Genomic DNA, 22,226 nt, shown 5'->3' with positions numbered 1-22,226 from the left:
AGCTGTTCTAAAATTCTGCAAGTCTGCCCTTTTCTTCATCCATATAATACCATTTTCGAAAATTACCCCTTAACGACAGTGAATATGCTATCGCTTCTTCTCTGAAACGGAATTATGCAAAACACTCTATTGAAAAAACACTCAATTAAATGCCGTTCCTTGTAGATTTCTTTGTCCCATTTTCTTGGTTTTCGGCGGTTTTTCTTGCTCGGAATGAACGGAGTGTGTGAGATCCATTTGTTTCAGCATCTCATAGCCGGTAACGGCATCATGACGCTGCCCAGGCGTTAACTGGAAGCGAAGCGGATTACGGAGAGCATCTACAATTGCATGGATTTTGGTCGTTAGTCCACCTCTGGAAAGCTCTAAAATCCGGTCCCAAATACCGGCAATTTGCCAGCGGCGAAACCGACTGTAGACGGTGGACCAGGAGCCGTAGAATTCCGCTAAATCCCGCGAGGGTGCGCCGGTTCGTGCTATCCAAAGCATGGTTATTTAACATCTGGCGATGGTCGTTCGGGTGTCTCCCTCCTTGGGGTTTTCTTTCCAGCGGCAGCAAATCCTTAATTTTGTCCCATTGGTCCTCTCGAATTTCGTATCGTCTCATCATACAAACTATTACCCAACTAGAAGAAGTTTATAGTTTGCATACACACTCTAGTTAATTATGCTGTCGTTTTTTTTAAAAATGCCTACTAATGTAATTTTTATCCACGGTATATATGATTGATCAAACTCTAATACAGCCTAATTGGTAGAGGCTGGAAAGGAGGTGATAAAACAGAAAGGATTGGTATCAATATGAAGCGGAGAAGTAGCGGTTTATTTGTAACGTCATGTGTCACCTCTTTAGTCGTCTTTGTATTATTCATCTTTAGTTTGCTAAATGGTCTGTCCGAAAGTGTGGTCAACGCAAGCAGCGAAAAGAACGTTCTGCTTAAGATTTTCCCGCAAGGCTGGTCGTTCTTTAGTAAGTCGCCACGTGATGATGATTTTCTCGTTCTTGATCCTGAAACACTGGAACTTGCTGTGCAATGGCCGAATGCAGCAGCAGCGAACTTCTTTGGATTAAGCCGTTATGGCAGAGCACAAGGAATTGAGGCTGGAACACTCAGTGTCCAAGTGCCTCCTGATCAGTGGCAAGTGTGTTCTGGGGATCTGAAAGGTTGTTTGCAAGAAGGTGAACGCACGGTAATCGAAGTAGTGAATACCACACCTAATGCTAGTTTGTGTGGTAGTTATCTTCTTGTACAACGTAAACCTGTGCCATGGGCATGGGCAAGCATTACCACACCAGAGGAACAACCATCGAAGTATGTGGAGGTTAGTGTAAGATGCTCACGAGATTAAACGAGAAGCTCCTGAACTATGTGAGCAAGCACAGTCCATGGACAAACGTATATGGATTCGCGCGAAGTCTGATTGCACTGGTTACGCTCACATTGTTCTTGTTCAATAACACATGGACAATATTCAGACCGCTTGCTGGAGTTGCAGAGTTTCCGAAGTGTTCGGTATATCCGATCAGTGCCTTCTGTATACTACCGAGCGATTACTTGCCACTCACCAAGTGGATAGTCATTGTCTTGTTAGCTGTTATTGTTAGTGGATGGCGTCCAAGGTATACAGGAATTATTCACTGGTGGATTGCGTCCTCCTTGCAAAATACTGGTTCAACATTGGATGGTGGAGAGCAGGTAGCAACAGCGATCACCTTGCTACTCATCCCTATTACTCTGCTGGATAATCGAAAGTGGCACTGGCAAGCCCCTCAGTTTTCAAACTTACGGTGGGGACAGCATTCAAGTGTGATAGCATTTGTATTCTTATTCGCAATAAAGGTACAGATGGCAGTCATTTACTTTAATGCTAGTATTGCGAGGATGAAAAATCCAGAATGGATAGACGGCTCAGCCGTGTATTATTACTTCAATAGTGCGATGCTGGGTTTTAATGACACAATGCTGTCGCTGTTTAAGCCACTTCTTATATCACCATTTGTGTTTGTGATCACATGGGGAACGACGGTGATAGAGTTGCTTCTGGCAGCAGCATTGTTGGCACCGATCAAACACTACAAGTGGTATTTTTGGATTGGTATGCTGCTTCATGCATTAATTGCTGTATTGCTAGGACTGTGGACGTTCTCTGCGATTATGATTGCTGGTCTAATCCTTTCTTACAGAGACTATGACAATGTATTCCACTTCAAATGGCTGAAGAAGTTAGGGGAGAAACTGCGGATAAGTAGGCGAGAATACAAACCACAGGAAGCTATGATTCCAGAAGTTGTACAGGCGCCAGGTATCCGAACGACATCGGACGTCCAGTAGTTGGTGCGTAAGCGGGTTTACGTAAGTAAACTCCTAAAGATGGTCGTTAAAAATTAAAATTTCAGGGAGATGAAGATTATGCAGGTAACAAGTATATTCAAGCGTTCAGTCGTGGTGACCCTTGTGTTTACAATATTGGCAATGGTGATGACTTTACAACCTGTTGGTGCCAAGGGTTCACTTACGAACAAGACGAATTTTTCGGGTGAGGAGTTGTTTCGCGGGATTTTCTTCTTACAAGGGGATGTAGTTAATTACATTCCTGAATTGAAGAAAGTGAGAAATTCTTTTCCTGAGGCAAAAGAACCGCAAGGTGAAGCGCTTAAGTTTATGGATTCTATTATTTTAGCGATGAATGAACTAGATGCAGCATATTTTAAAAATTTGGAAAATGCTATGTATTCAAAAAATCCAAATCAGATTAAGTCAGAACTTGAATACGGTGCTGAATTGTTAGTTAAGACAAACTTGGTTCCTTTAAATGAACTTGCTGACAAGGACAAAGGTGGTGCCGAAGGTCGCTGTGCTGTATATGCAGTCGGGTCAGTCTCAATTGTTGTTGTTTCAATTGCTCTTGAAGTCGCAGTGGGTGTGGAGGTCTATGTAGTAGTTACTTCAGAGTGGTGGTTCGGTAAGGCTGCATCAAACAACGGAAGCGGCTTATCAGGCGAACGCCTTATTTCAAGTTTAGCTGTTAACCTTTAAATTCGGACACTATAATTATTGAGGGTAGAGTTTTATTGCTTCTTCACTATACTTTGTGAATTTCCTTACAGTGATTTAACATGGAGGGCGGGCGTGATTCATACGAAAGACCGAAGTCCTTGTGGCTTCACCCCTTCGTATGAAACATGCCCCGTAGAGGCACCAGGTAAAATCACTCTATCAAATGGTCAACATGCAATCTTGTCCTCAACGATAAGCACTATGACTGGTATAATAAGCGATCGGCACAAATAAATATTAGGTTAGTGAAAACACTGCACCACTCACCTCCTCGTGCTTTGTAGTGGTGTTGCGTATCCTCACAATTGATGCATTTGAAAGCAGGTGATCATCATGCAAGTTCTCATCTATGATGGGGAATGCTCTATGTGCAGTTCACTTATCCAGAAAATGGTTAAGAGTAGCCGGAACGATGCCTTGCGCATCACAGACTTCCATAGCACATGGACACAGGAACATGTGGAGTTGGATGAAAGTGTGGACAGCATGTACTATATTAAGCATGGACGCACTTATTTATACTCTGACGCAGTAATCCGCGCCATTGCAGATACGAGGCGAGCATTTCGCCCAATTTTGCTACTGCTGGTTATCCCACCCTTCATCCGAAACCCTGTCTATCGTTTCGTTGCTAAGCATCGAAAAAAAATTGGGATAACGAAAACCTGTCCTTTACCTACACAGAATTTCAAACAGATGTACTTGCCATAATTCAGTTGTCAGATGAGTAGCTCTGCGTAGCAAAAAAATATGGTTGAATTGTTAATTTCACCCTTATAGTTACTAAAATCGATTATAATTAAATTTATGTTCAAGTCGATTACCTATCCTAAGTTAAAGGATAATCATACGTAAAAAGACATAGTGATGAATCGCCTATGCTCTAAGGGTTATAGAGTTTTCGAATACACACTTATGTATAAGAGGAGGCGAATGATATGACGATAATGCCTGTTATAGTAATGGTCTTTGTATTTATACCTACAATTGTACTCATGGTAAGCATGCCTTATTTAACAAGAGAGACAATTAGTTTTGGGGTCACCGTCAGCGCTGTACAATTCCACAGTGAGCCTTTGCGCCAGATGCGGAAGTCATATGCTAGGATTAGTGCTACCTTACATACCATCCTATTCATTGTTTGTATCATTTGCCTAATATACGGTGATGAACATTCCAAGCAACAAAGTTGGATCATTGTCACTTATTCACTCGCCATGGTCGTAATCTCTCTAGTCATAAACATTAGCTATCATTTCAAAATGAAAAGGTTACTACCTATGCTGCCTATTGCTCCGGAACCATCGATCATGGCAGTGGACACTGGATTTCGGAAAAGAAACATTGGCTTGTCTAGTAATTGGTTCCTCATTCATGTTTTAATTATTGTCGTTAGTATTGTAACTGTGCTACGCAACTACGATCTGATTCCTGATCAGATTCCGATCCATTACAACAGCAGTTGGAACGTAGACCGCTATGCAGCTAAATCTTATAGTTCTGTGTTTATGCCTACGATAATACAAGTGTTCATAACACTTTTGTTCATATTTGAGAATTGGAGTATTCGCAGAGTGAAGCAGCAGGTTCGACCCACTGATCCGAACCGTTCTATCAGACAAGACGTAACTTTCCGCCGTACTTGGTCATATTTTATGATTACAGCAAGCTTCTTAATAGTTATCCTGGTTTCCGTCGTGCAACTAAGCATGATATCTCTGCTTGATATCAATTTCGCTATCCCCATTATCCTAATCATAATAGCCTTTGTTATCCTATACGCCTGCGCCTTATCGTTCTGGGCTGGTCAGGGCGGAAGCCGCATGGAGCGATCTGCCGATTTCTCCAATGTCAGACCTGTCCATGATGATGATAAATGGCTATTAGGTATGATTTATTTCAATCGTAAAGATCCAAACCTAATCGTCGAGAAAAGGTCCGGAGTCGGCTGGGGATTAAATTTCGGTCACCCAGTAATCTGGCTGATTGGGCTCGGAATTATTGTACTGTTAGTTGTGGTGCGGTAACAAGGCTTTGAGGTTAGTACTCACCGGAGTATTCTAGCTTTCAACAAATAAATATTTTCGCTTCCAAATTAGACGCCATCCACATTAGACAATCAGATTCTGTATGTTGCCTTTCATTTTCTTCTTAGCTCGTTGAATTCTTTTTGTAACAGCAGCAGTATCATTAAAAGCATCAGCAATCTCCCTGCTCGTATAACCCCAAATCACATTCAATAATAAATACTGTCGCTCTACTATAGATAACTTATATAGCAATTCCTGCAATTCATCGTGGAATGTCCAACGGATAGACTGACAGTGATATTCATAATGTCATACCCTATATAAGTACCACCCTCGGTGCCTAGCGTTACTGCAATCTCCTTAAATGAGGAATCTTAAAAGAGTAATATTCTACTCTTACCATTTGATAAAGTTCCGACAACCTTGTTCATGTCACGTTGACTAAATAACTTAATACTCATGGTTTTCTCCCCGGTTTTATTTTCTTAAGTATATAGAAAAGTACCCCGTAGGGTAGACCTTTTTTTAGGTGTCTACTCTATGGGGTACATTTTAAGGCGGATTCGGCCTCTTTTTCTAAAGCCATCTTTAAATCTGCTCACGGCTGTCCATCCGGAACTCCTTCGGCGATTTCCCGAAGCGGGAGCGAAATACGCGGTGAAAATACGTGTAATTCGCAAACCCGGAGGTTTCGGCGATGTTTTCCAGGGACATCGGGCTGAAAATGATCCTTTCGCGCGCCATGTCGAGCCTGACGTCAAGCGTGTACTGCATGATGCTTTTGCCGAACGCTTCCTTAAACAGATGAACCGCGCGCGAAACGCTGATCCCGACATGGGCGGCCACGTCCTCCAGCTTAAACGACGCCGACGCGTTTTCCTCGATGTAATGCTTGATCCGGTGAGCCAAATACGTTTTCGGCGTCGTGGACGGATGCTCGCGCAGAAGGCGGTCCGTCTCCAGACATAAAATGCGCATGTAATACCCCGATATTTCGGGAAAAGGATTGGAGATTTTGCGCTGCTCCAGCACGATTTGCCTGAAAAGGCCGATGATCGTTTCGTTGAGGGGGACCCGGATTTTCGTCGGGCGTTTTTGCCGGTTCCACCATTCCTCGATCCAGCTGCCGCCGAAAAAGATATGGTAATCCCCGCTTTCGACCGCAAGCTCGTTTTGGGCGTTCAGCTCCTCGTCGATTTTCAGCTCATACGGCTCGTCCGGCGAAAAAAGGAGCAGATCCCCGGCCTCGACGGGCACCATCTCCCCGCCGACGCGGGCCCGGCATCTTCCGTCCGTCTGCAGGCGCATCAAATAATTTTTGACTCCATTCATTTCGCTCATGTAAAAGGGTTTGTGGTGGAATGAAAATCCTGCCGTATAGATATGAACCGATTGATCCGTAGACATACAAATATCTCCTATAGCGTAAGTGGCTTGTCCGCAGGGAACCGCCGATTTTGGTTCGGGAAAAATCCCGGTCAAAAAAATAATGACCAGATTGTTCATGTTTTAATCATATTATTCATTTTAATATAAACGAATTCGGAATACCATGGGTACTAGATTGTTGATTCAACCTTCTACCTCATGAAGGAGCGTGAAGCATGGACACCAAAATGAAAGCAGGCATCGTCGGCTGCGGTAACATCAGCGCCATTTACCTGGAGAACCTGAAAAAAAGCCCCGTTGTCGAAGTGGTGGCCTGCGCCGACGTGGTGCTTGAACGCGCCGCGGCCCGGGCGGAGGAATACGGGGTTGCAAACGCATACACGGCAGCCGAACTGCTGGCCGACCCGGAGATCGAGCTGGTCATTAACCTGACCGTTCCGGGGAGCCATGCCGAAATCGATATCGCCGCGCTGGAAGCGGGCAAACACGTGTACGCCGAAAAACCGCTGGCCGTCTCGCTGGAGGATGGTAAGCGCATACTTCAGACCGCCGAAAGCAAAGGTCTTCGCGTCGGCAGCGCGCCGGACACCTTCCTCGGCTCGGGGATTCAAACGGCCAAAGCGGCCATCGAAGGCGGCATGATCGGCAAGCCGGTGGCGGCCGCAGCCTTTATGATGAGCGGCGGGCCGGAGGGCTGGCATCCGGATCCCGAGTTTTTTTACGCCCCCGGCGGCGGGCCGATGTTCGACATGGGGCCGTATTATTTGACGGCGCTGGCGGAGCTGCTGGGTCCGATGGACCGGATCAGTTCTTCGGCAGGTGCTCCGAGCGCGACGCGAACGATCGGTTCGGGACCGAAGGCCGGCCAGCAAATCCCGGTGCTTACGCCGACGCATCTGGCCGGAACGATCGATTTCAGGCAGGGCGCCATCGCCACCGTGATTACAAGCTTTGACGTCAAAGGCGGCGCAAGCCTGCCTTGGCTCGAAATATACGGCACGGAAGGGACGCTCATCCTTCCCGATCCGAATTTCTTCGACGGGGACGTCAAGCTCCGCCGCAGCGGATCGACCGAGACCGAGACGCTGGCTCCGGCATTCGAATGCGGAAGAAACGAGCGGGGGCTTGGCGTGAACGACATGGTTGCGTCGATCCGGGAAGGCCGCGGCCATCGGGCGAGCGGAGCGCTCGCTTACCATGTGCTTGAAGCCATGCATGCATTCCATACCTCTTCCTTGAAGGGCGAGCATGTAAAGCTGGAGAGCACCCTGCCTTGAAAAAATAAAAAACAGGAGTGAGGCAAACATGTTGAAGCTGGGCTTGCAACTTTATACGGTTCGTGAGCAAATGGAGCAGGATTTTGAGGGGACGCTGAAGAAAGTAGCAGAGCTCGGATATCAAGGCGTGGAATTCCATACCTTTTTCGGGCGCCCCGCGTCCGAGGTGAAAGCGCTTCTCGACCAGTACGGCCTGGTTGCGCTCGGCACGCATACGGGTTACGACCGCATGCTGAATGCCCTCGACGAGGAAATCGCCTACAACAAAGAAATCGGCAATACCCGCCTGATCGTCCCGTATCTCGGAGCCGAAGACCGCCGTTGGGATGAAGTTTTTGCGAACCTGGAACGCATCGGGCAGCGGTGCGCCGAGCAGCAGGTTACGCTGCTGTACCATAACCACGACTTTGAATTCACCGAGAAGATCGGGGACCAAACCGTATTCGACGCGATGTACGAAAACGTTCCCGAATCATTGCTCCAGATCGAGCTGGACAGCTGCTGGGTGCACTTTGCCGGCTACGACCCCGTCCGCTACATCGAATCCTATGCGGGACGCCTTCCGGTGGTGCATTGGAAGGATGTCCGCAGACAAGAGGACGGTTCCCCGCTGACGGTGGAGCTGGGCGAAGGCGAAGTGGACTTGAAGGCCGTGGCCGAAGCCGCGGACAAAGCGGGCGCGGAATGGATCGTGGTAGAGCAGGATTTCTGCCAAAATCCGCCGCTCGAAGCCATTGCGAAAAGCATGGAATGGATTAAAAACTACGCAAAAAATGGAGGACCTGTTCATGTCTAACACAACCCAAACCTTAAAAATCGCAATCATCGGCTGCGGAGGGATCGCAAACGGAAAACATATGCCGAGCCTCGCGAAGCAGCCGCAAGCGCAAATGGTGGCCTTCTGCGACATCGTGAAGGAACGCGCGGAAAAAGCGGCCAAGGAGTTCGGCACCGAAGACGCGAAAGTGTATACCGACTTCCGTGAGCTGCTCAAAGACGAAAACATCGACGTCGTTCATGTATGTACGCCAAACGATTCCCACTCGGTCATCACCGTAGCGGCTCTGGAATCCGGCAAACATGTCATGTGCGAAAAGCCGATGGCCAAAACCGTGGCGCAAGCCCAGGAAATGCTGGACGCGGCGCGCCGCACGGGCAAAAAGCTGACGATCGGCTACCAAAACCGTTACCGTGCCGACAGCCTGTATTTGAAGCAGCTTTGCGAAGCCGGCGAACTCGGCGACATCTACCTGGGCAAAGCTTTGGCGATCCGCCGCCGCGCGGTTCCGACTTGGGGCGTCTTTTTGGACGAGGAAAAGCAAGGCGGAGGCCCGCTCATCGATATCGGTACGCATGCGCTTGACCTGACGCTGTGGATGATGGACAACTACAAACCGAAAAGCGTGCTCGGTTCCTCGTTCCATAAACTCGGACAGCGCAAGGACGCGGCCAACGCCTGGGGACCATGGGATCCGGAGCAATTCAAGGTGGAAGACTCCGCTTTCGGCTTCATCACGATGGAAAACGGCGCAACGATCATTTTGGAATCCAGCTGGGCGCTTAACGTCGTGGAAACAGGCGAAGCCAAAACGATCCTTGCAGGCACCGAAGGCGGCGCGGACATGAAGGACGGTCTCCGCATCAACGGAGAAAAACTGGGACGTTTGTACGACACCAACATCGATTTGCAGGCAGGAGGCGTGGCGTTCTACTCCGGCACGGCCGAAAGCGAGTCGGATCTGGAGCAGAGACTGTGGATCGAGGCGATCCTGGAAGATAAGGAGCCGATCGTCAAACCTGAGCAGGCTTTTGTCGTGACGCAAATTCTGGAAGCGATCTACGAGTCCGCCAGAACGGGTAAAGCCGTATATTTCGAGTAATCCTCGAGTTTCATTCATACATTCGACTCACCGTTCCCCATGCAGACGACCTGCCTGGGGTTCGGGCTTCATTTTACGCAAGTTGAAAAGCTTTTCAAAACCGGAAGTTATTGAAGCAACCTTAATTTAAACCCAACGCACAAGGAGGAGTTTACTTTGAAACTAGGCGTATTTATGGTATTGTTCGGCGGTCGCAAGCTGGAGGATGCGCTCGATTACGTGGCGTCCAAAGGTCTGAAGATGGTAGAGATCGGAACGGGCGGAAATCCCGGCAAAGCGCATTGCAATCCGGCCGAGCTGCTCGAAAACGAAGCGAAGCTGAAAGAATTCAAACATGCGGTCGAATCCCGCGGCCTGACGATCAGCGCGCTCAGCTGCCACGGCAACCCGCTTCACCCGCAAAAGCATCTTGCCCAAGCGGATCATGAGGATTTCGTCAATTCGGTGAAACTGGCGGAGAAACTGGGCGTACAGGTCGTCAATACGTTCTCCGGCTGCCCGGGGGACCATGAAAACGCAAAATACCCGAACTGGCCGGTCGCTCCTTGGCCAAACGATTTTCAGGAAATTTTGGCTTGGCAGTGGGAAAACAAGGTCATTCCGTATTGGACGGAACAAGCGAAATTTGCCGCCGACCATAACGTAAAAATCGGTTTGGAACTGCACGGCGGATTTTCGGTGCATACGCCGGCAACGCTGCTTCGTCTGCGCGAAGCCGCAGGCGAGGCGATCGGCGCCAACCTTGATCCGAGCCACATGTGGTGGCAGGGCATCGATCCGGTCCAGGCGATCCACATTTTGGGCCGCGCCGGCGCGATCCATCATTTCCATGCCAAAGATACCGTCATCGATCCGGTCAACGTCAACCGTTTCGGTTTAACGGATATGCAGCCGTACACGAACATGCTGGACCGCGCTTGGCAGTTCCGCAGCGTAGGTTACGGCCATGACGTCAAAACCTGGGCGGACATCATCAGCGCGCTGCGTCTCGTCGGTTACGATTACGCGGTCAGCATCGAGCATGAAGACGGCCTGATGTCCATCGAAGAAGGTTTCTCCAAAGCGGTAGCCAATTTGCAGCAGGTATTGATCGAAGAGTCGCTTGGCGACATGTGGTGGGTATAAGGAGGAAAACAACATGATCAACGTAACCATTTGGAACGAGTTCGTCCACGAAAAAATTCACGATGCCGTCAAAGCCGTTTACCCAAACGGCATCCATACGGCGCTTGCCCAAGGCATCCAGCAGGACGGTTTTGCCATTGAGACCGCCACGCTGGAGGAACCGGAGCACGGATTGACCGAAGAAGTGCTGAACCGGACGGACGTGCTGATTTGGTGGGGGCATATGGCTCATGACAAGGTCAACGACGACATCGTGGCGCGCGTCAAACAGCGCGTTTTGGACGGCATGGGATTGGTCGTGCTGCATTCCGGGCATTTCTCAAAAATCTTCAAAGCGTTGATGGGTACGTCCTGCGATTTGAAATGGCGCGAAGCGGAGGAGCAGGAAATCATCTGGAACGTGAATCCGTCCCATCCGATCGCCGAAGGCATCGGCGAAAAGATTATCCTCGACCATGAAGAAATGTACGGCGAATATTTCGACATCCCTACGCCGGACGAAATCGTGTTTATCAGCAATTTCGAAGGCGGCGAAGTCTTCCGAAGCGGATGCACCTTCCGTCGCGGGCGCGGCAAAATTTTCTACTTCCGTCCCGGACATGAAACGCATCCGACCTATTTCCATCCCGGGGTTTTGAAAGTGATCGCCAACGGCGTCAAATGGGCGGCCCCGGCTCCCGGCGAAGCGTTGCGGTTCGGCCATTCCCCGCAGCCGGTAAGAGAGTTCGCGAAAGGGACCGTGGTGTAGCATACGGAAGGCGACTTCTCACAAGGCGGAAGAAAACGGCGGCAGCTGATGCTGCCGTTTTTTCGTTGGCGGGCGGCGGCCGATCCTGCGATTTTTTGGGAAGGATTTTCAAGCCTGGATTCGGATCTGCGAGTTTTCTTTTGCAGGGGAATGTGGTAAAATTGATACATACTAACTTAATGTAAGCTTTCATGAGACATTAACTGTTTGCATGGATCCTGTAAAGAGGTGAGAACATGAAGGATCAGGATTTCAGTATGTGTCCGCGGTTTGAAACGGCTTTTTCCGTATTGGGAAAGCGTTGGAACGGGCTCATTATCTATTCGCTGATGAACGGACCGAAACGGTTCAAGGATATATCGCATATCATTCCATCCATGAGCGACAAAATGCTGTCCGAACGTATGAAAGACTTGGAAAATGAGGGCATCTTGGAACGCCATGTTTATCCCGAAACGCCGGTTCGGATAGAATACGAACTGACCGAAAAAGGAAAAGCGCTGCAGCCGGTGATGGACCAGGTTCAACATTGGGCCGAACAATGGGTCGAACTGGATTGAGCTGCTTAATCTCAACCGTGACGATAAACCTTCTCTAATTTTTAGAGGAGGTTTTTGGCGTTGGACAGGCGTTTGGCGTCGTGTCGATATTTCGCGAAACCTGGATTTTTATGTTATTTTTAGGTTAAGACTTGCACCTTCCGGCGGCATCTGTAGTATAATTGGTAAATAAACTGCCTTTTCGGCGCTTAAGGAGGCGGAGAACGATGAGAAAAATAGTACTTTCCCAAGCGATAAGGTATGGCAAAGAGGATGTCAACGAACTTGAAAGCGCTTCTATTAAAGTGCGGAAGATTTACGATAAAACGATCTCGATGCTGGCGCAGCATGTACCGGATTCCGTGTGGAAGTATTGGGCCTGCCCGCGGCCTGCTCAGGAACCGTACTCCGAAGGCGGAGAACATGGCGGCACGGTGTTTCAAAAGTGGATTCAGAGCCCGTCCGGCTGGAAGTGCATCGGCTGCGAGCGCCATTACGTAGAAAGCCTGGATGCTCCGGGAGAGAAGGAGCGGCAGGGCAAACGCGAATACGTTTTTCATAACGGCAGTCTTCAAAGCATGATGCTGCAGCTCCTCATTTGGTCGCAATTCGAAGAAATATCGTTGTTCCATCCCGTTTTAGGCGATGCCCCCTTTTACGACGACGAAGAGATGGAGGTCATCTCTGCTTATTTCGTGCCCACGTACGTCACCCCGATTCCTTTCGAACAATCCGGCAAACCTTTCAAAAAACACAATACGCGGGTTCCCGTCTATCAGGAACTGATTTCCGCGCCTCCATTGCTGCTTCATTTGGACGGCGAAGTTCTGGAGGGGACGTGGATGACGGGCGTTTATGTCGACCGCGGCCATTTCCTCGGTTTAGGGCCTTATTTGAAAAATACGGATGGGACGAGAACGTTCATGCAGGCGCTGATCCATTGAATTTTTGGTCTAAACCTGTCTAACCCCTGTCGAAAACGATCGCTTGACTATGTTAAAATAGAGTTCTCAGGATGAGGACTCTATTTTGGTTCATAGAAGCCAACGACGTTAATGCACCATGCAATGAATAAACAAAGGTGGTGCCCGGAATGGGGAACAGCTTCAAAAAGGCAATCGTTTTCATCGCCGTCCTGTCGGTGATCCTGGCGGGATGCGATGGCAGCAAATCCAAAGATTCGGCGGGCGTGGCATCCGGAGAAGCCTTTTCGCCGATATTGATTTCCGAAAAGGACGATTTCTTCTCTCCGGACACGATCCGCGACATCGAAAAATATTTGGAGCAGGGAATCTCGATCCGGGAATGCTTGAAAAAAAGCGGGATCGTGACCTTCGCGGAGGACGGAAGCATCCTTTCGATCAGCCAGGTCTCGCTGTCTTCGGCCTTCGTGTGGGGGATCGAGCTCAACGACAAAAAGCTTGGAAAGGACAAGCTGGATACGGTGCTCAAGGAAAACGACGAGCTTGGCATTTCCATCGAACCGACGGATCCCAAAGCGAAGGAAGTCAAATATTCCGTGCTGAAAATCAACGGCGGAACCATACAGCCGTCGATTTCGCATACGTACATCCTGCCGTACGCCGAAAACGAAAATGTGCGCGACATGCTGATGGGGACGGATTTCGTCGAACTGACGGTCAACAAACGGATGGTTCATTCCGTGAAGGGCTACGTATCCAAATCGGTGGAAAAATGGGTGATCAAAGTAAACGGCAAGGAACTTGCCGAGGACGGTTTCGACATGAAGCTGTCGCCGCGGGACGAAGTGGAAATCAAGCTGGACCGGGCCTAGCGGCGGCTTAATCGGCGAGTCCGGTCGGTGCTGCAACAAATACATAGACGTGGGACGGGGGGTGTTGCGAACATGCTGATGAACGAAAAAATCAAGGCGTCGGAGGTGGAGCTGACGGGGATAAACGGAGAACCCCTCGGCATTATGCCCACCTCCGAAGCGCTGGCCTTGGCCAAAAAGCTTAAAGTCGACTTGGTCTGCACCTCTTTGATGAGCAGTCCTCCCCCGTGCAAGCTGATCGGGGCGGGAGACGCCAAAAGGGAAAAACAGCAGGCGAAAGCGGCAGAACGCGGGATGAAGGTCAAAGAGATCCGGCTGACCCCGCAGATCGAAGAGCATGACTACGAAACGAAGCTGCGGCAGGCGGAAAAAACGTTGAAGTCCGGCAATGCCGTTCTGTTCGTCATCCGGATCAAAGGCAAGGAAGGGGCGGCCGCGAAGGAGCTTCTGGAACGGCTGATCACGGATCTGAAAGAGGCGGGAACCAAAATGTCGGGAATCCAGCTGAGCGGAAAACAGGCTTCCGTACAGCTTCATCCGCGCTAAAACGGATTACCTGCAAAGGATTCGCACCCAGTTGTTCATGGACGAAACGCGGACCGGACAGATGGTCATCAAAAGAAATGCCGTCATAAAAAGGGATGTACGCAAGTGGGAACGAAAACCGGCGTACATCCCTTTTTTTATTGTTTCATCTCCCGCCAGCCGTCGAAATCGTGAATGGCGATGCCGGCGTAGGAAGGATGGTTTTTAACCATGTCGTGAAGTTTGGCGATCTGCTCATTCATCGCGCCGGCTCCTTCTTCATGGAACGTCAGGAAATCGCCTTCGCGGCTGGGGTTGGTTTCGACGGCGGCCAAAACCGTTTTGCCGAGGGCGGCTGCATCCTTGAACGTGTCTTCGGCGATGCCGCCGATGGCTTGGGCCGTGTCGCGGTAAGACATGACCGTTACCGAGTCGAACTGCCCGATCATAAAGCGGTCGAGCGGCGTCTTGCCGTCCGAAGCCGCGTTGTTGCCGAGCCAGAACGGGATATCGGCCGAAAGCGGCAGCTTCATGCGGTCCGCTTCGGTTCGGAGGTATTGCACGTTGCTTTCCCACTGCTTGATGACGTCCGAGCGGTTTGTTTTCCACTCCGGAAGCAGATGAGGTTCGATATCGACGTGAATGCCGTGAAATTGTTCGCTTGCTTCCGCCGCTTGTTGGTAGGTTTGCACCCAGGCCAGAAAATCCGCGATCTCTTGCCGCTTCCACGCAAGTCCCCATTCCGGGGCGCCGTCCAGCGCATCCACTTTGATGCCGAGGCCGGCCGCTTGCTTGATGAAACTCTGATAATCAGAGGCGGGGATGTCGGGGTTCACTTGCAAATAAACGAGATTCGCGCCATGTTCGCCGAGAAACGACAACACCTCCTGCGGATCCCGCCGGATCCAGTCGGTAGTCCACAGCCAGGTGGCTTTTTGGTACGTCGGCTGCGCCGCAGCCTCCGGAGCGATTCCGGGAGGAGACGACAAAGCCGTGCCTTGCGCCGTACCGGATGCCATCGAACCTATGAAGGTAATGACCATCAAAATCCGCCGAATCCATGTTTCTGCCATCATGTTATTCACTCCTTATCCGACCTGTATGCCTAATCCTCGATGTTTCCTTTCGTTTGGAAGGGATAAGAGGATTCGGGCCTTTAAGTTCAGCGCCGGAACCTGCAGGATAGTCCTTCCGGGGCAGATTCGGGTTCTCCGGTCCTTCAGGCGCCGAACGATGATCGGTTGATGTTGTAGGAAGATATGCGCAAGCAAAATAAGACTTAAGAAATGCGCAACATGATGTTCATCGGTTCTTTTATCTGAAAGCTTTATAGGTCTTTAGGATTAAAAACGGGAATAATGAGCCCTAATGATGACATATTTAGCCGTTTTGAGGAAAGGAAGCTAAAAAGGCTTAGACATGATTCAGTTAGGGGACATATGGGACGTTTTGCATATGGAAAAGCCTCCAGAGACCCGATGCGGTCCCGGAAGCTTGGAGTTGACGTATCGTAGATATCGGCGGCCGCCTGCCGGTCAAATGCGGCAAATTTCTTTCGGGCACAGCTCGCAATGGCAAATATCCTGCAGCATTTCAAGGTCTTTGATGACGATCAGGCCGTTTTCATACTCGATTGCGTTTTTTTTGCGGAGATCGCCGAGCAGGCGGTTGACGCTTTCGCGCGTCGAGCCGATCATGTTGGAAAGATCCGTATGGGTGATTTTTTTGTTGATCAAAATGCCGTCGCCACGCTCTTCGCCGTACGTGTTGCTGAGCCGGATCAGCGTCGAGCAGAGCGCTCCCGGCTTGCCGTACATCATCAGATCGCGGAATTTGGTCTGGGTCAGCCGGTGATGGATGCCCATCCATTTCATGAAATCGAGCGCAAAGTCGCAGTGCTGGCAGATCAGCGATTCCAGGTCTTTATGATCGATGACGCCGACGACGCTTTCTTCCATCACTTCGGCGGTATAGGTTTGCTTATGGGTGAAAAAGGGGTCGGCATGGCCAACGATGTCCCCCGCCTGGTACACGTACAATATCAGCTCTTTGCCTTCATCCGTGGATTTGGTCAGCTGTACGCGTCCGCTTTTGACGTAATAGAGCTTATCCGAGCTGTCGCCTTCCCAAAACAGATGGGAGCCTTCGGGTACGGTCCGGTCATGCATGACAGCCATCAGCCGATCCAGGTTTTGTTCGGAGAAGCAGCTTGCGTTCCCGCGGGTTTCGATCACGTTCAGTTGGTTGCTCATACTCGTTATCCCCTTTATCTCTTTCATTTTTAAAATAAATTTTAAGTAAATTATAACCTGAAAAATTTGGTTTTTGGGGACTTTGAAGCCCGAAAAAGTGTCGAAATTCCGAATTTGTGATAATTTTCACTTGATCGTGTGAAAAACATCACCTCCGGGCGTTACCCGGTTTTGTTATGATCGGGCCAGAGAGAATAGTTTTCAAAAAACCCCGGAAGGATGAGAGACATGGCTGTTAAAAAAGAACCCGTAGAAGCACCGCAACCGGCGCCGGATGCGTATATCCGGACCCTGATCGACAAAGCCAACGAGGCGCAAAAGAAGTTCATGGACATGACGCAGGAGCAGGTGGACGAGGTCGTTCAGGCGATGGCCCTGGCGGGGCTCGACCAGCATATGCGGCTGGCCCGGATGGCCGTCGACGAAACCGGCAGAGGCGTATACGAAGACAAAATCACCAAAAACATGTTTTCCACCGAATACATTTACCACAGCATCAAATACGAAAAAACGGTAGGCGTCATCGAGGATAACCCGTATGAAAGCTATCAAAAAATCGCCGAACCCGTCGGCATCATCATGGGGATCACGCCGGTAACCAACCCGACGTCCACGACGATGTTTAAGGCGCTCATTTCGATCAAGACCCGCAACCCGATCATTTTCGGCTTTCACCCGTCGGCACAGCAGTGCAGCCGCGAGGCGGCGAAAATCATGCTGGAGGCGGCGGTAAAGCACGGAGCTCCGGCCGATTGCATCCAGTGGATCGAAGAGCCGGACATGGACAAAACGAACGCGCTGATGAACCATCCCGACGTGGCGCTCATTTTGGCGACGGGAGGTTCGGGCATGGTGCGCGCCGCCTACAGCTGCGGCAAACCGGCTCTTGGGGTCGGTCCGGGCAACGTGCCTTGCTTCATCGAAAAATCGGCGGATATCGACCAGGCGGTCACCGACCTCATTTTGTCCAAGTCGTTCGACAACGGGATGATTTGCGCATCGGAGCAGGCGGTCATCATCGAGGAGCCGATCTTCGATGCGGTCAAAAAGAAAATGATCGCAAACGGCTGCTACTTCGTCAATAAGGAAGAAACCGCCAAGCTGACGGCTGGCGCCATCAACCTGGAAAAATGCGCGGTCAACCCGGCCATCGTCGGCCAATCCGCGGTGAAGATCGCGGAAATATGCGGTTTCAGCGTGCCGGCGGGAACCAAAATTTTGGTGGCCGAAATCGAAGGCGTCGGTCCGAAGTACCCGCTGTCCGCGGAAAAACTCAGCCCGGTGCTGGCCTGTTATAAGGTAAAAAACGCGGCAGAGGGCATCCAGCGTGCGGCGGAGGTCGTCGCGTTCGGCGGGATGGGACATTCGTCGGTCATCCACTCGCATGACGAGGCAGTGATTTCGGCCTTTTCGGACCGGCTGCAGACCGGGCGGATCATCGTCAATTCGCCGTCGACCCACGGGGCGATCGGGGACATTTACAACACGAACCTGCCTTCGCTGACGCTCGGCTGCGGGTCGTACGGCCGGAATTCGACGTCTTCGAACGTCACCGCGGTCAATCTCATCAACATTAAAAGGGTGGCGCGCCGTACCGTGAATATGCAATGGTTCAAAGTACCGGATAAAATTTATTTTGAAAAAGGGGCAACGCAATATTTGGCCAAAATGCCGGACATCAGCCGGATCGCGATCGTGACCGACGAGATGATGGTGAAGCTGGGATATGTCGAAAGGGTCGAATATTTCCTGCGCCAGCGCCAAAATCCGGTCGTCATCGAAGTGTTTTCGGAAGTGGAGCCCGATCCGTCGACGGCGACGGTGGACAGGGGCACCGAGATGATGAGACGGTTCCAGCCGGACTGCATCATTGCCCTCGGCGGGGGCTCGCCGATGGACGCGGCCAAAGCGATGTGGCTGTTCTACGAATATCCGGACACCGATTTTTCGAACCTGAAACAGAAGTTCATGGACATCCGCAAACGGATCTACAAATATCCGCGCCTCGGGCAAAAGGCCAAATTCGTCGCCATTCCGACGACCTCGGGCACGGGATCGGAAGTCACCTCGTTTGCCGTCATCACGGACAAAAACCAAGGAAACACGAAATACCCGCTTGCGGACTACGAGTTGACGCCGGACGTCGCGATCGTCGATCCGGAATTCGTGTACACCCTGCCGAAAACGGCGGTGGCCGATACGGGCATGGACGTGCTCACGCATGCGATCGAAGCGTATGTCTCGGTGATGGCTAGCGATTATACGGACGGCCTGGCGATCAAAGCGATCCAGCTCGTCTTCCAATACCTTGAAAAGTCCGCGCTGACCGGCGACAAGATCGCCCGGGAGAAAATGCACAATGCCTCGACGCTGGCCGGCATGGCCTTCGCCAACGCGTTCCTGGGCATCAACCACAGCCTGGCGCATAAATGGGGCGGGGAATACCATACGGCCCACGGCCGGACCAATGCGATCCTGATGCCGCACGTCATCCGCTACAACGCGAAAAAACCGAGCAAGTTCGCGTCGTTCCCGAAATATTCGCATTTCGTCGCCGATGAGCGGTATGCGGAAATCGCGCGCATTTTGGGATTGCCTGCCCGCACGACGGAGGAAGGCGTAAACAGCCTGATCCAGGCCATACGGAAATTGAACAAGGCGCTTGGCATCGAGGAATCGTTCCAGGAGCTCGGATTTGACGCCAAAGCGTTCGAAGCCAAAGTCGATTACTTGGCGGACCGCGCCTTCGAGGATCAATGCACGACGGCGAATCCGAAGCTGCCGCTTGTATCGGAGCTGGCGGACATTTACCGGAACGCGTTTTACGGGCGGTTCGAAGAATAAGCGAAGCGGGAGCTGGCGGCGGAACGGGGAAGCGGGACGTATTATGCTTGATGACCGCGCCGCCCGCCTATCCCCGAACAGGCTACCGCCCAATGCGGACCGCATCCTTTGCAGGCGCGTGAAATCGACCTCCCCCTCAGGAAGACCGCCTGCAAAGTGATGTTTATCACAGCCGTTTTGTCGGAAGTTTTTTACACTGGACTTGTAAACGAGGATTTTGTTCAAACATCCGAAAAAATGACTTTCGGTCCGCGATTTGGTTTATGGAAGCGAAACGGTTTCGTTCCATAAAACGTACCCGGAAGCGGCTGCCATCGGATGCTGCAAAATCCTGAGCAAGACCGCCGCATCGAGGAGAGTGCAAGCAGCATAAAAGCAGGATCAGATGGAGCAAGACAAGAGCAAGATCAAATTTTCAACTAAGTGAAATAAATCACAAAAAATATCCATCGATGCGGCATTTACATCCTCAAAAACGGAGGGATTCCAATGTCTGTGCTGGAACAAGACGTACAAACCATGCAAACGGGCTGGCGGGGTTTCAAAAAAGGGAACTGGATGCACAAAGTCAACGTCAACGACTTTATCGAGCGGAATATCCGCCCGTACCTGGGGGACGAGGGATTTTTGCAGGGGCCGACGGACGATACGACCGAGCTGTGGAAGATCGTCTCCGATTTGACGAAAAAGGAGAGGGAAAACGGCGGCGTCCTGGACGTCGACGTCCATACGCCTTCAACGATCCTGTCCCACGGGCCGGGATATCTGGACAAAGAGAAGGAGCAAATCGTCGGCGTCCAGACCGACGCTCCGTTCAAGCGGTCCATTCAGCCATTCGGCGGCATCCGCATGATGGTGGATGCATGCAAAGCGTACGGGTTTGAACTTCCGCAAGAGCTGATCGACCTATTCACGAACATCCGCAAAACCCATAACCAGGGCGTCTTTGACGCTTACACGACCGAGATGCGGGCTGCGCGCAAAGCGGGCATCATCACGGGCTTGCCCGATGCTTACGGCCGCGGCCGGATTATCGGCGACTACCGCCGCGTTGCCTTGTACGGCGTCGATTTCCTCGTTACGCAGAAAAAACAGGAGCTGCTCGAGCTTGAGGTGGACGCCATGGAAGAAGACGTCATTCGCCTGCGGGAGGAATTGTCCGAACAAATTCGCGCCCTCGGGGAGCTGAAGCGGATGGCCGAAATGCACGGATACGACATTTCCAAACCGGCGCAAAACGCCAAAGAAGCTTTCCAGTGGCTGTATTTCGGTTATTTGGCGGCCATCAAGGAGCAAAACGGCGCCGCGATGTCCCTTGGCCGCGTATCTTCGTTCCTCGATATTTACATCGAACGGGATCTGGAGGAAGGCACGCTGACCGAAACGCAGGCGCAGGAGCTCGTCGACCATTTCGTCATGAAGCTTCGCATCGTGAAGTTCCTCCGGACGCCGGACTACAACGAGCTGTTCAGCGGCGACCCGACCTGGGTGACGGAATCGATCGGCGGGATGTCGGTCAACGGCCAAACCCGGGTGACGAAAAACAGCTTCCGTTTCCTGCATACGCTGTACAATTTGGGACCCGCGCCCGAACCGAACCTGACGGTATTATGGTCGGAGAAGCTGCCGGAAGCCTTCAAAAAATATTGCGCGAAGGTATCGATCGAGACCAGCTCCATCCAATATGAAAACGACGATCTGATGCGCCCGATCTACGGCGACGACTACGGAATCGCCTGCTGCGTATCCGCGATGCGGATCGGCAAGCAAATGCAGTTTTTCGGGGCGCGGGCCAACCTGGCGAAATGTTTGCTGTACGCGATCAACGGCGGCGTCGACGAAAAGTCCGGCGCGCAGGTCGGACCGGAATATCCGGCGATCACCTCCGAGGTCCTCTCGTACGACGAAGTGGTCAAACGGCTGAAGCCGATGATGGAATGGCTGGCGAAGCTGTACATGAACTCGCTGAACGTCATCCATTACATGCATGACAAATATTGCTACGAACGCATCGAGATGGCGCTGCACGACCGCGACATCCTCCGTACGATGGCCTGCGGCATCGCAGGGTTGTCCGTGGCGGCCGATTCGCTGAGCGCGATCAAACACGCCAAGGTCCGGCCGGTCCGCAACGAACAGGGCATCGCCGTCGATTTCGAAATCGAAGGGGAATACCCATGCTACGGCAACAACGACGACCGGGTGGACCAAATCGCCGTCTGGCTGGTGGAAACGTTCATGAGCATGATCCGGAAACATAAAGCGTACCGGAACGCGCTGCCGACCCAGTCGATTCTCACCATCACGTCGAACGTCGTATACGGCAAAAAAACCGGAACGACCCCGGACGGCCGCAAAGCGGGCGAGCCGTTTGCTCCTGGCGCCAATCCGATGCACGGACGGGACAAAAAAGGGGCGCTCGCTTCCCTCAGCTCGGTAGCCAAACTGCCTTACGAGGAAAGCCTGGACGGCATCTCCAACACGTTTTCGATCGTGCCGAAAGCGCTCGGCAAAGAGCCGGAGACCCGCAAATCGAACCTCGTATCGATGCTTGACGGATATTTCGGCAGCAAGGCGCATCATTTGAACGTCAACGTATTCGACCGCGAGCAGCTCATCGACGCGATGGAACATCCGGAAAATTATCCGCAGCTGACGATTCGCGTGTCGGGTTACGCTGTCAACTTCGTGAAGCTGACCCGGGAGCAGCAGCTTGACGTGATCAACCGCACGTTCCACGGATCCATGTAAGAAACGGGAAAA

General features: G+C 51.3%; 21 protein-coding genes. 16 read left to right on the top strand and 5 right to left on the bottom strand.

Annotated elements, in window-relative coordinates; genetic code table 11:
- Nucleotides 1–141: 141 nt before the first annotated feature.
- On the bottom strand, nucleotides 142–489 hold the full coding sequence (locus tag AC27KL_RS05990; RefSeq protein ID WP_487169131.1) for a transposase: 348 nt from the start codon (nucleotides 487–489) through the stop codon (nucleotides 142–144).
- Between the two features lie 312 nt (nucleotides 490–801).
- On the opposite strand from AC27KL_RS05990, the gene AC27KL_RS05985 reads away from it, so the two are divergent.
- The 5 genes from AC27KL_RS05985 (at nucleotide 802) to AC27KL_RS05965 (ending at nucleotide 5,086) form a co-directional block, all read left to right on the top strand.
- Nucleotides 802–1,350 carry an SdpA family antimicrobial peptide system protein gene (locus AC27KL_RS05985; protein ID WP_487169130.1) on the top strand — a complete coding sequence of 183 codons (549 nt, stop codon included), beginning with the start codon at nucleotides 802–804 and terminating at the stop codon, nucleotides 1,348–1,350.
- Nucleotides 1,335–2,333 carry a sporulation-delaying protein SdpB family protein gene (locus tag AC27KL_RS05980; protein WP_487169129.1) on the top strand — a complete coding sequence of 333 codons (999 nt, stop codon included), beginning with the start codon at nucleotides 1,335–1,337 and terminating at the stop codon, nucleotides 2,331–2,333. The genes AC27KL_RS05985 and AC27KL_RS05980 overlap by 16 nt, the downstream gene beginning before the upstream one ends.
- A gap of 78 nt (nucleotides 2,334–2,411) precedes the next feature.
- The gene (locus AC27KL_RS05975) at nucleotides 2,412–3,038 is read left to right on the top strand and encodes a sporulation delaying protein family toxin (protein WP_487169128.1); all 627 of its coding nucleotides are present in this window, start codon (nucleotides 2,412–2,414) and stop codon (nucleotides 3,036–3,038) included.
- Nucleotides 3,039–3,392: 354 nt separating this feature from the next.
- Nucleotides 3,393–3,770, top strand: coding sequence for a thiol-disulfide oxidoreductase DCC family protein (locus tag AC27KL_RS05970; RefSeq protein WP_445164756.1), 378 nt, complete (start codon nucleotides 3,393–3,395; stop codon nucleotides 3,768–3,770).
- A 227-nt stretch (nucleotides 3,771–3,997) separates the two neighbouring features.
- Nucleotides 3,998–5,086, top strand: coding sequence for a DUF1648 domain-containing protein (locus AC27KL_RS05965; RefSeq protein ID WP_339324213.1), 1,089 nt, complete (start codon nucleotides 3,998–4,000; stop codon nucleotides 5,084–5,086).
- Nucleotides 5,087–5,170: 84 nt separating this feature from the next.
- Here AC27KL_RS05965 and AC27KL_RS05960 read toward each other — a convergent pair whose 3' ends face one another.
- Both AC27KL_RS05960 and AC27KL_RS05955 read right to left on the bottom strand, forming a co-directional pair.
- Nucleotides 5,171–5,350, bottom strand: coding sequence for an RNA polymerase sigma factor (locus tag AC27KL_RS05960; protein WP_445164757.1), 180 nt, complete (start codon nucleotides 5,348–5,350; stop codon nucleotides 5,171–5,173).
- A gap of 327 nt (nucleotides 5,351–5,677) precedes the next feature.
- Nucleotides 5,678–6,496: an AraC family transcriptional regulator gene (locus AC27KL_RS05955; RefSeq protein WP_487169127.1), complete on the bottom strand. Its 819-nt coding sequence runs from the start codon at nucleotides 6,494–6,496 to the stop codon at nucleotides 5,678–5,680.
- Between the two features lie 197 nt (nucleotides 6,497–6,693).
- On the opposite strand from AC27KL_RS05955, the gene AC27KL_RS05950 reads away from it, so the two are divergent.
- The 9 genes from AC27KL_RS05950 to infC all read left to right on the top strand — a co-directional run bounded on the left by AC27KL_RS05950 (nucleotide 6,694) and on the right by infC (nucleotide 14,388).
- Nucleotides 6,694–7,755: a Gfo/Idh/MocA family protein gene (locus AC27KL_RS05950; RefSeq protein ID WP_339324215.1), complete on the top strand. Its 1,062-nt coding sequence runs from the start codon at nucleotides 6,694–6,696 to the stop codon at nucleotides 7,753–7,755.
- A gap of 28 nt (nucleotides 7,756–7,783) precedes the next feature.
- Entirely contained in the window at nucleotides 7,784–8,551 is a 768-nt protein-coding gene (locus AC27KL_RS05945) for a sugar phosphate isomerase/epimerase family protein (RefSeq protein WP_487169126.1), read from the top strand.
- A complete protein-coding gene (locus AC27KL_RS05940; protein WP_339324217.1) occupies nucleotides 8,544–9,635 on the top strand; it encodes a Gfo/Idh/MocA family protein in 1,092 nt (363 codons plus the stop codon). The genes AC27KL_RS05945 and AC27KL_RS05940 overlap by 8 nt, the downstream gene beginning before the upstream one ends.
- Before the next feature lie 156 nt (nucleotides 9,636–9,791).
- Complete coding sequence (locus AC27KL_RS05935; RefSeq protein ID WP_036707730.1) at nucleotides 9,792–10,760, top strand: sugar phosphate isomerase/epimerase family protein; 969 nt, start codon at nucleotides 9,792–9,794, stop codon at nucleotides 10,758–10,760.
- Between the two features lie 13 nt (nucleotides 10,761–10,773).
- Nucleotides 10,774–11,508 (top strand): ThuA domain-containing protein, encoded by a 735-nt coding sequence (locus AC27KL_RS05930; RefSeq protein ID WP_487169125.1) that lies wholly within the window; start codon nucleotides 10,774–10,776, stop codon nucleotides 11,506–11,508.
- A 236-nt stretch (nucleotides 11,509–11,744) separates the two neighbouring features.
- Nucleotides 11,745–12,068: a winged helix-turn-helix transcriptional regulator gene (locus tag AC27KL_RS05925; protein ID WP_339324219.1), complete on the top strand. Its 324-nt coding sequence runs from the start codon at nucleotides 11,745–11,747 to the stop codon at nucleotides 12,066–12,068.
- Nucleotides 12,069–12,274: 206 nt separating this feature from the next.
- A complete protein-coding gene (locus tag AC27KL_RS05920) occupies nucleotides 12,275–12,991 on the top strand; it encodes a hypothetical protein (RefSeq protein WP_487169124.1) in 717 nt (238 codons plus the stop codon).
- A gap of 149 nt (nucleotides 12,992–13,140) precedes the next feature.
- Nucleotides 13,141–13,842: a hypothetical protein gene (locus AC27KL_RS05915; protein ID WP_339324221.1), complete on the top strand. Its 702-nt coding sequence runs from the start codon at nucleotides 13,141–13,143 to the stop codon at nucleotides 13,840–13,842.
- 72 nt (nucleotides 13,843–13,914) lie between these two features.
- A complete protein-coding gene (gene infC, locus AC27KL_RS05910; protein WP_487169123.1) occupies nucleotides 13,915–14,388 on the top strand; it encodes a translation initiation factor IF-3 in 474 nt (157 codons plus the stop codon).
- Between the two features lie 137 nt (nucleotides 14,389–14,525).
- Here infC and AC27KL_RS05905 read toward each other — a convergent pair whose 3' ends face one another.
- Both AC27KL_RS05905 and AC27KL_RS05900 read right to left on the bottom strand, forming a co-directional pair.
- Nucleotides 14,526–15,443, bottom strand: a complete 918-nt coding sequence (locus tag AC27KL_RS05905) for a hypothetical protein (RefSeq protein WP_487169122.1) — start codon at nucleotides 15,441–15,443, stop codon at nucleotides 14,526–14,528.
- A gap of 459 nt (nucleotides 15,444–15,902) precedes the next feature.
- Nucleotides 15,903–16,619 carry a Crp/Fnr family transcriptional regulator gene (locus AC27KL_RS05900; RefSeq protein ID WP_487169121.1) on the bottom strand — a complete coding sequence of 239 codons (717 nt, stop codon included), beginning with the start codon at nucleotides 16,617–16,619 and terminating at the stop codon, nucleotides 15,903–15,905.
- A 228-nt stretch (nucleotides 16,620–16,847) separates the two neighbouring features.
- Between AC27KL_RS05900 and adhE the strand changes: the two genes are divergently transcribed.
- Nucleotides 16,848–19,463, top strand: coding sequence for a bifunctional acetaldehyde-CoA/alcohol dehydrogenase (gene adhE / locus AC27KL_RS05895; RefSeq protein WP_487169120.1), 2,616 nt, complete (start codon nucleotides 16,848–16,850; stop codon nucleotides 19,461–19,463).
- A 489-nt stretch (nucleotides 19,464–19,952) separates the two neighbouring features.
- Nucleotides 19,953–22,214, top strand: a complete 2,262-nt coding sequence (pflB, locus tag AC27KL_RS05890; protein WP_339324226.1) for a formate C-acetyltransferase — start codon at nucleotides 19,953–19,955, stop codon at nucleotides 22,212–22,214.
- The last annotated feature ends 12 nt before the right edge of the window (nucleotides 22,215–22,226 follow it).

The organism is Paenibacillus sp. YAE3, from assembly GCF_057546105.1.
This window is presented reverse-complemented; position numbering and strand designations above follow the sequence as displayed.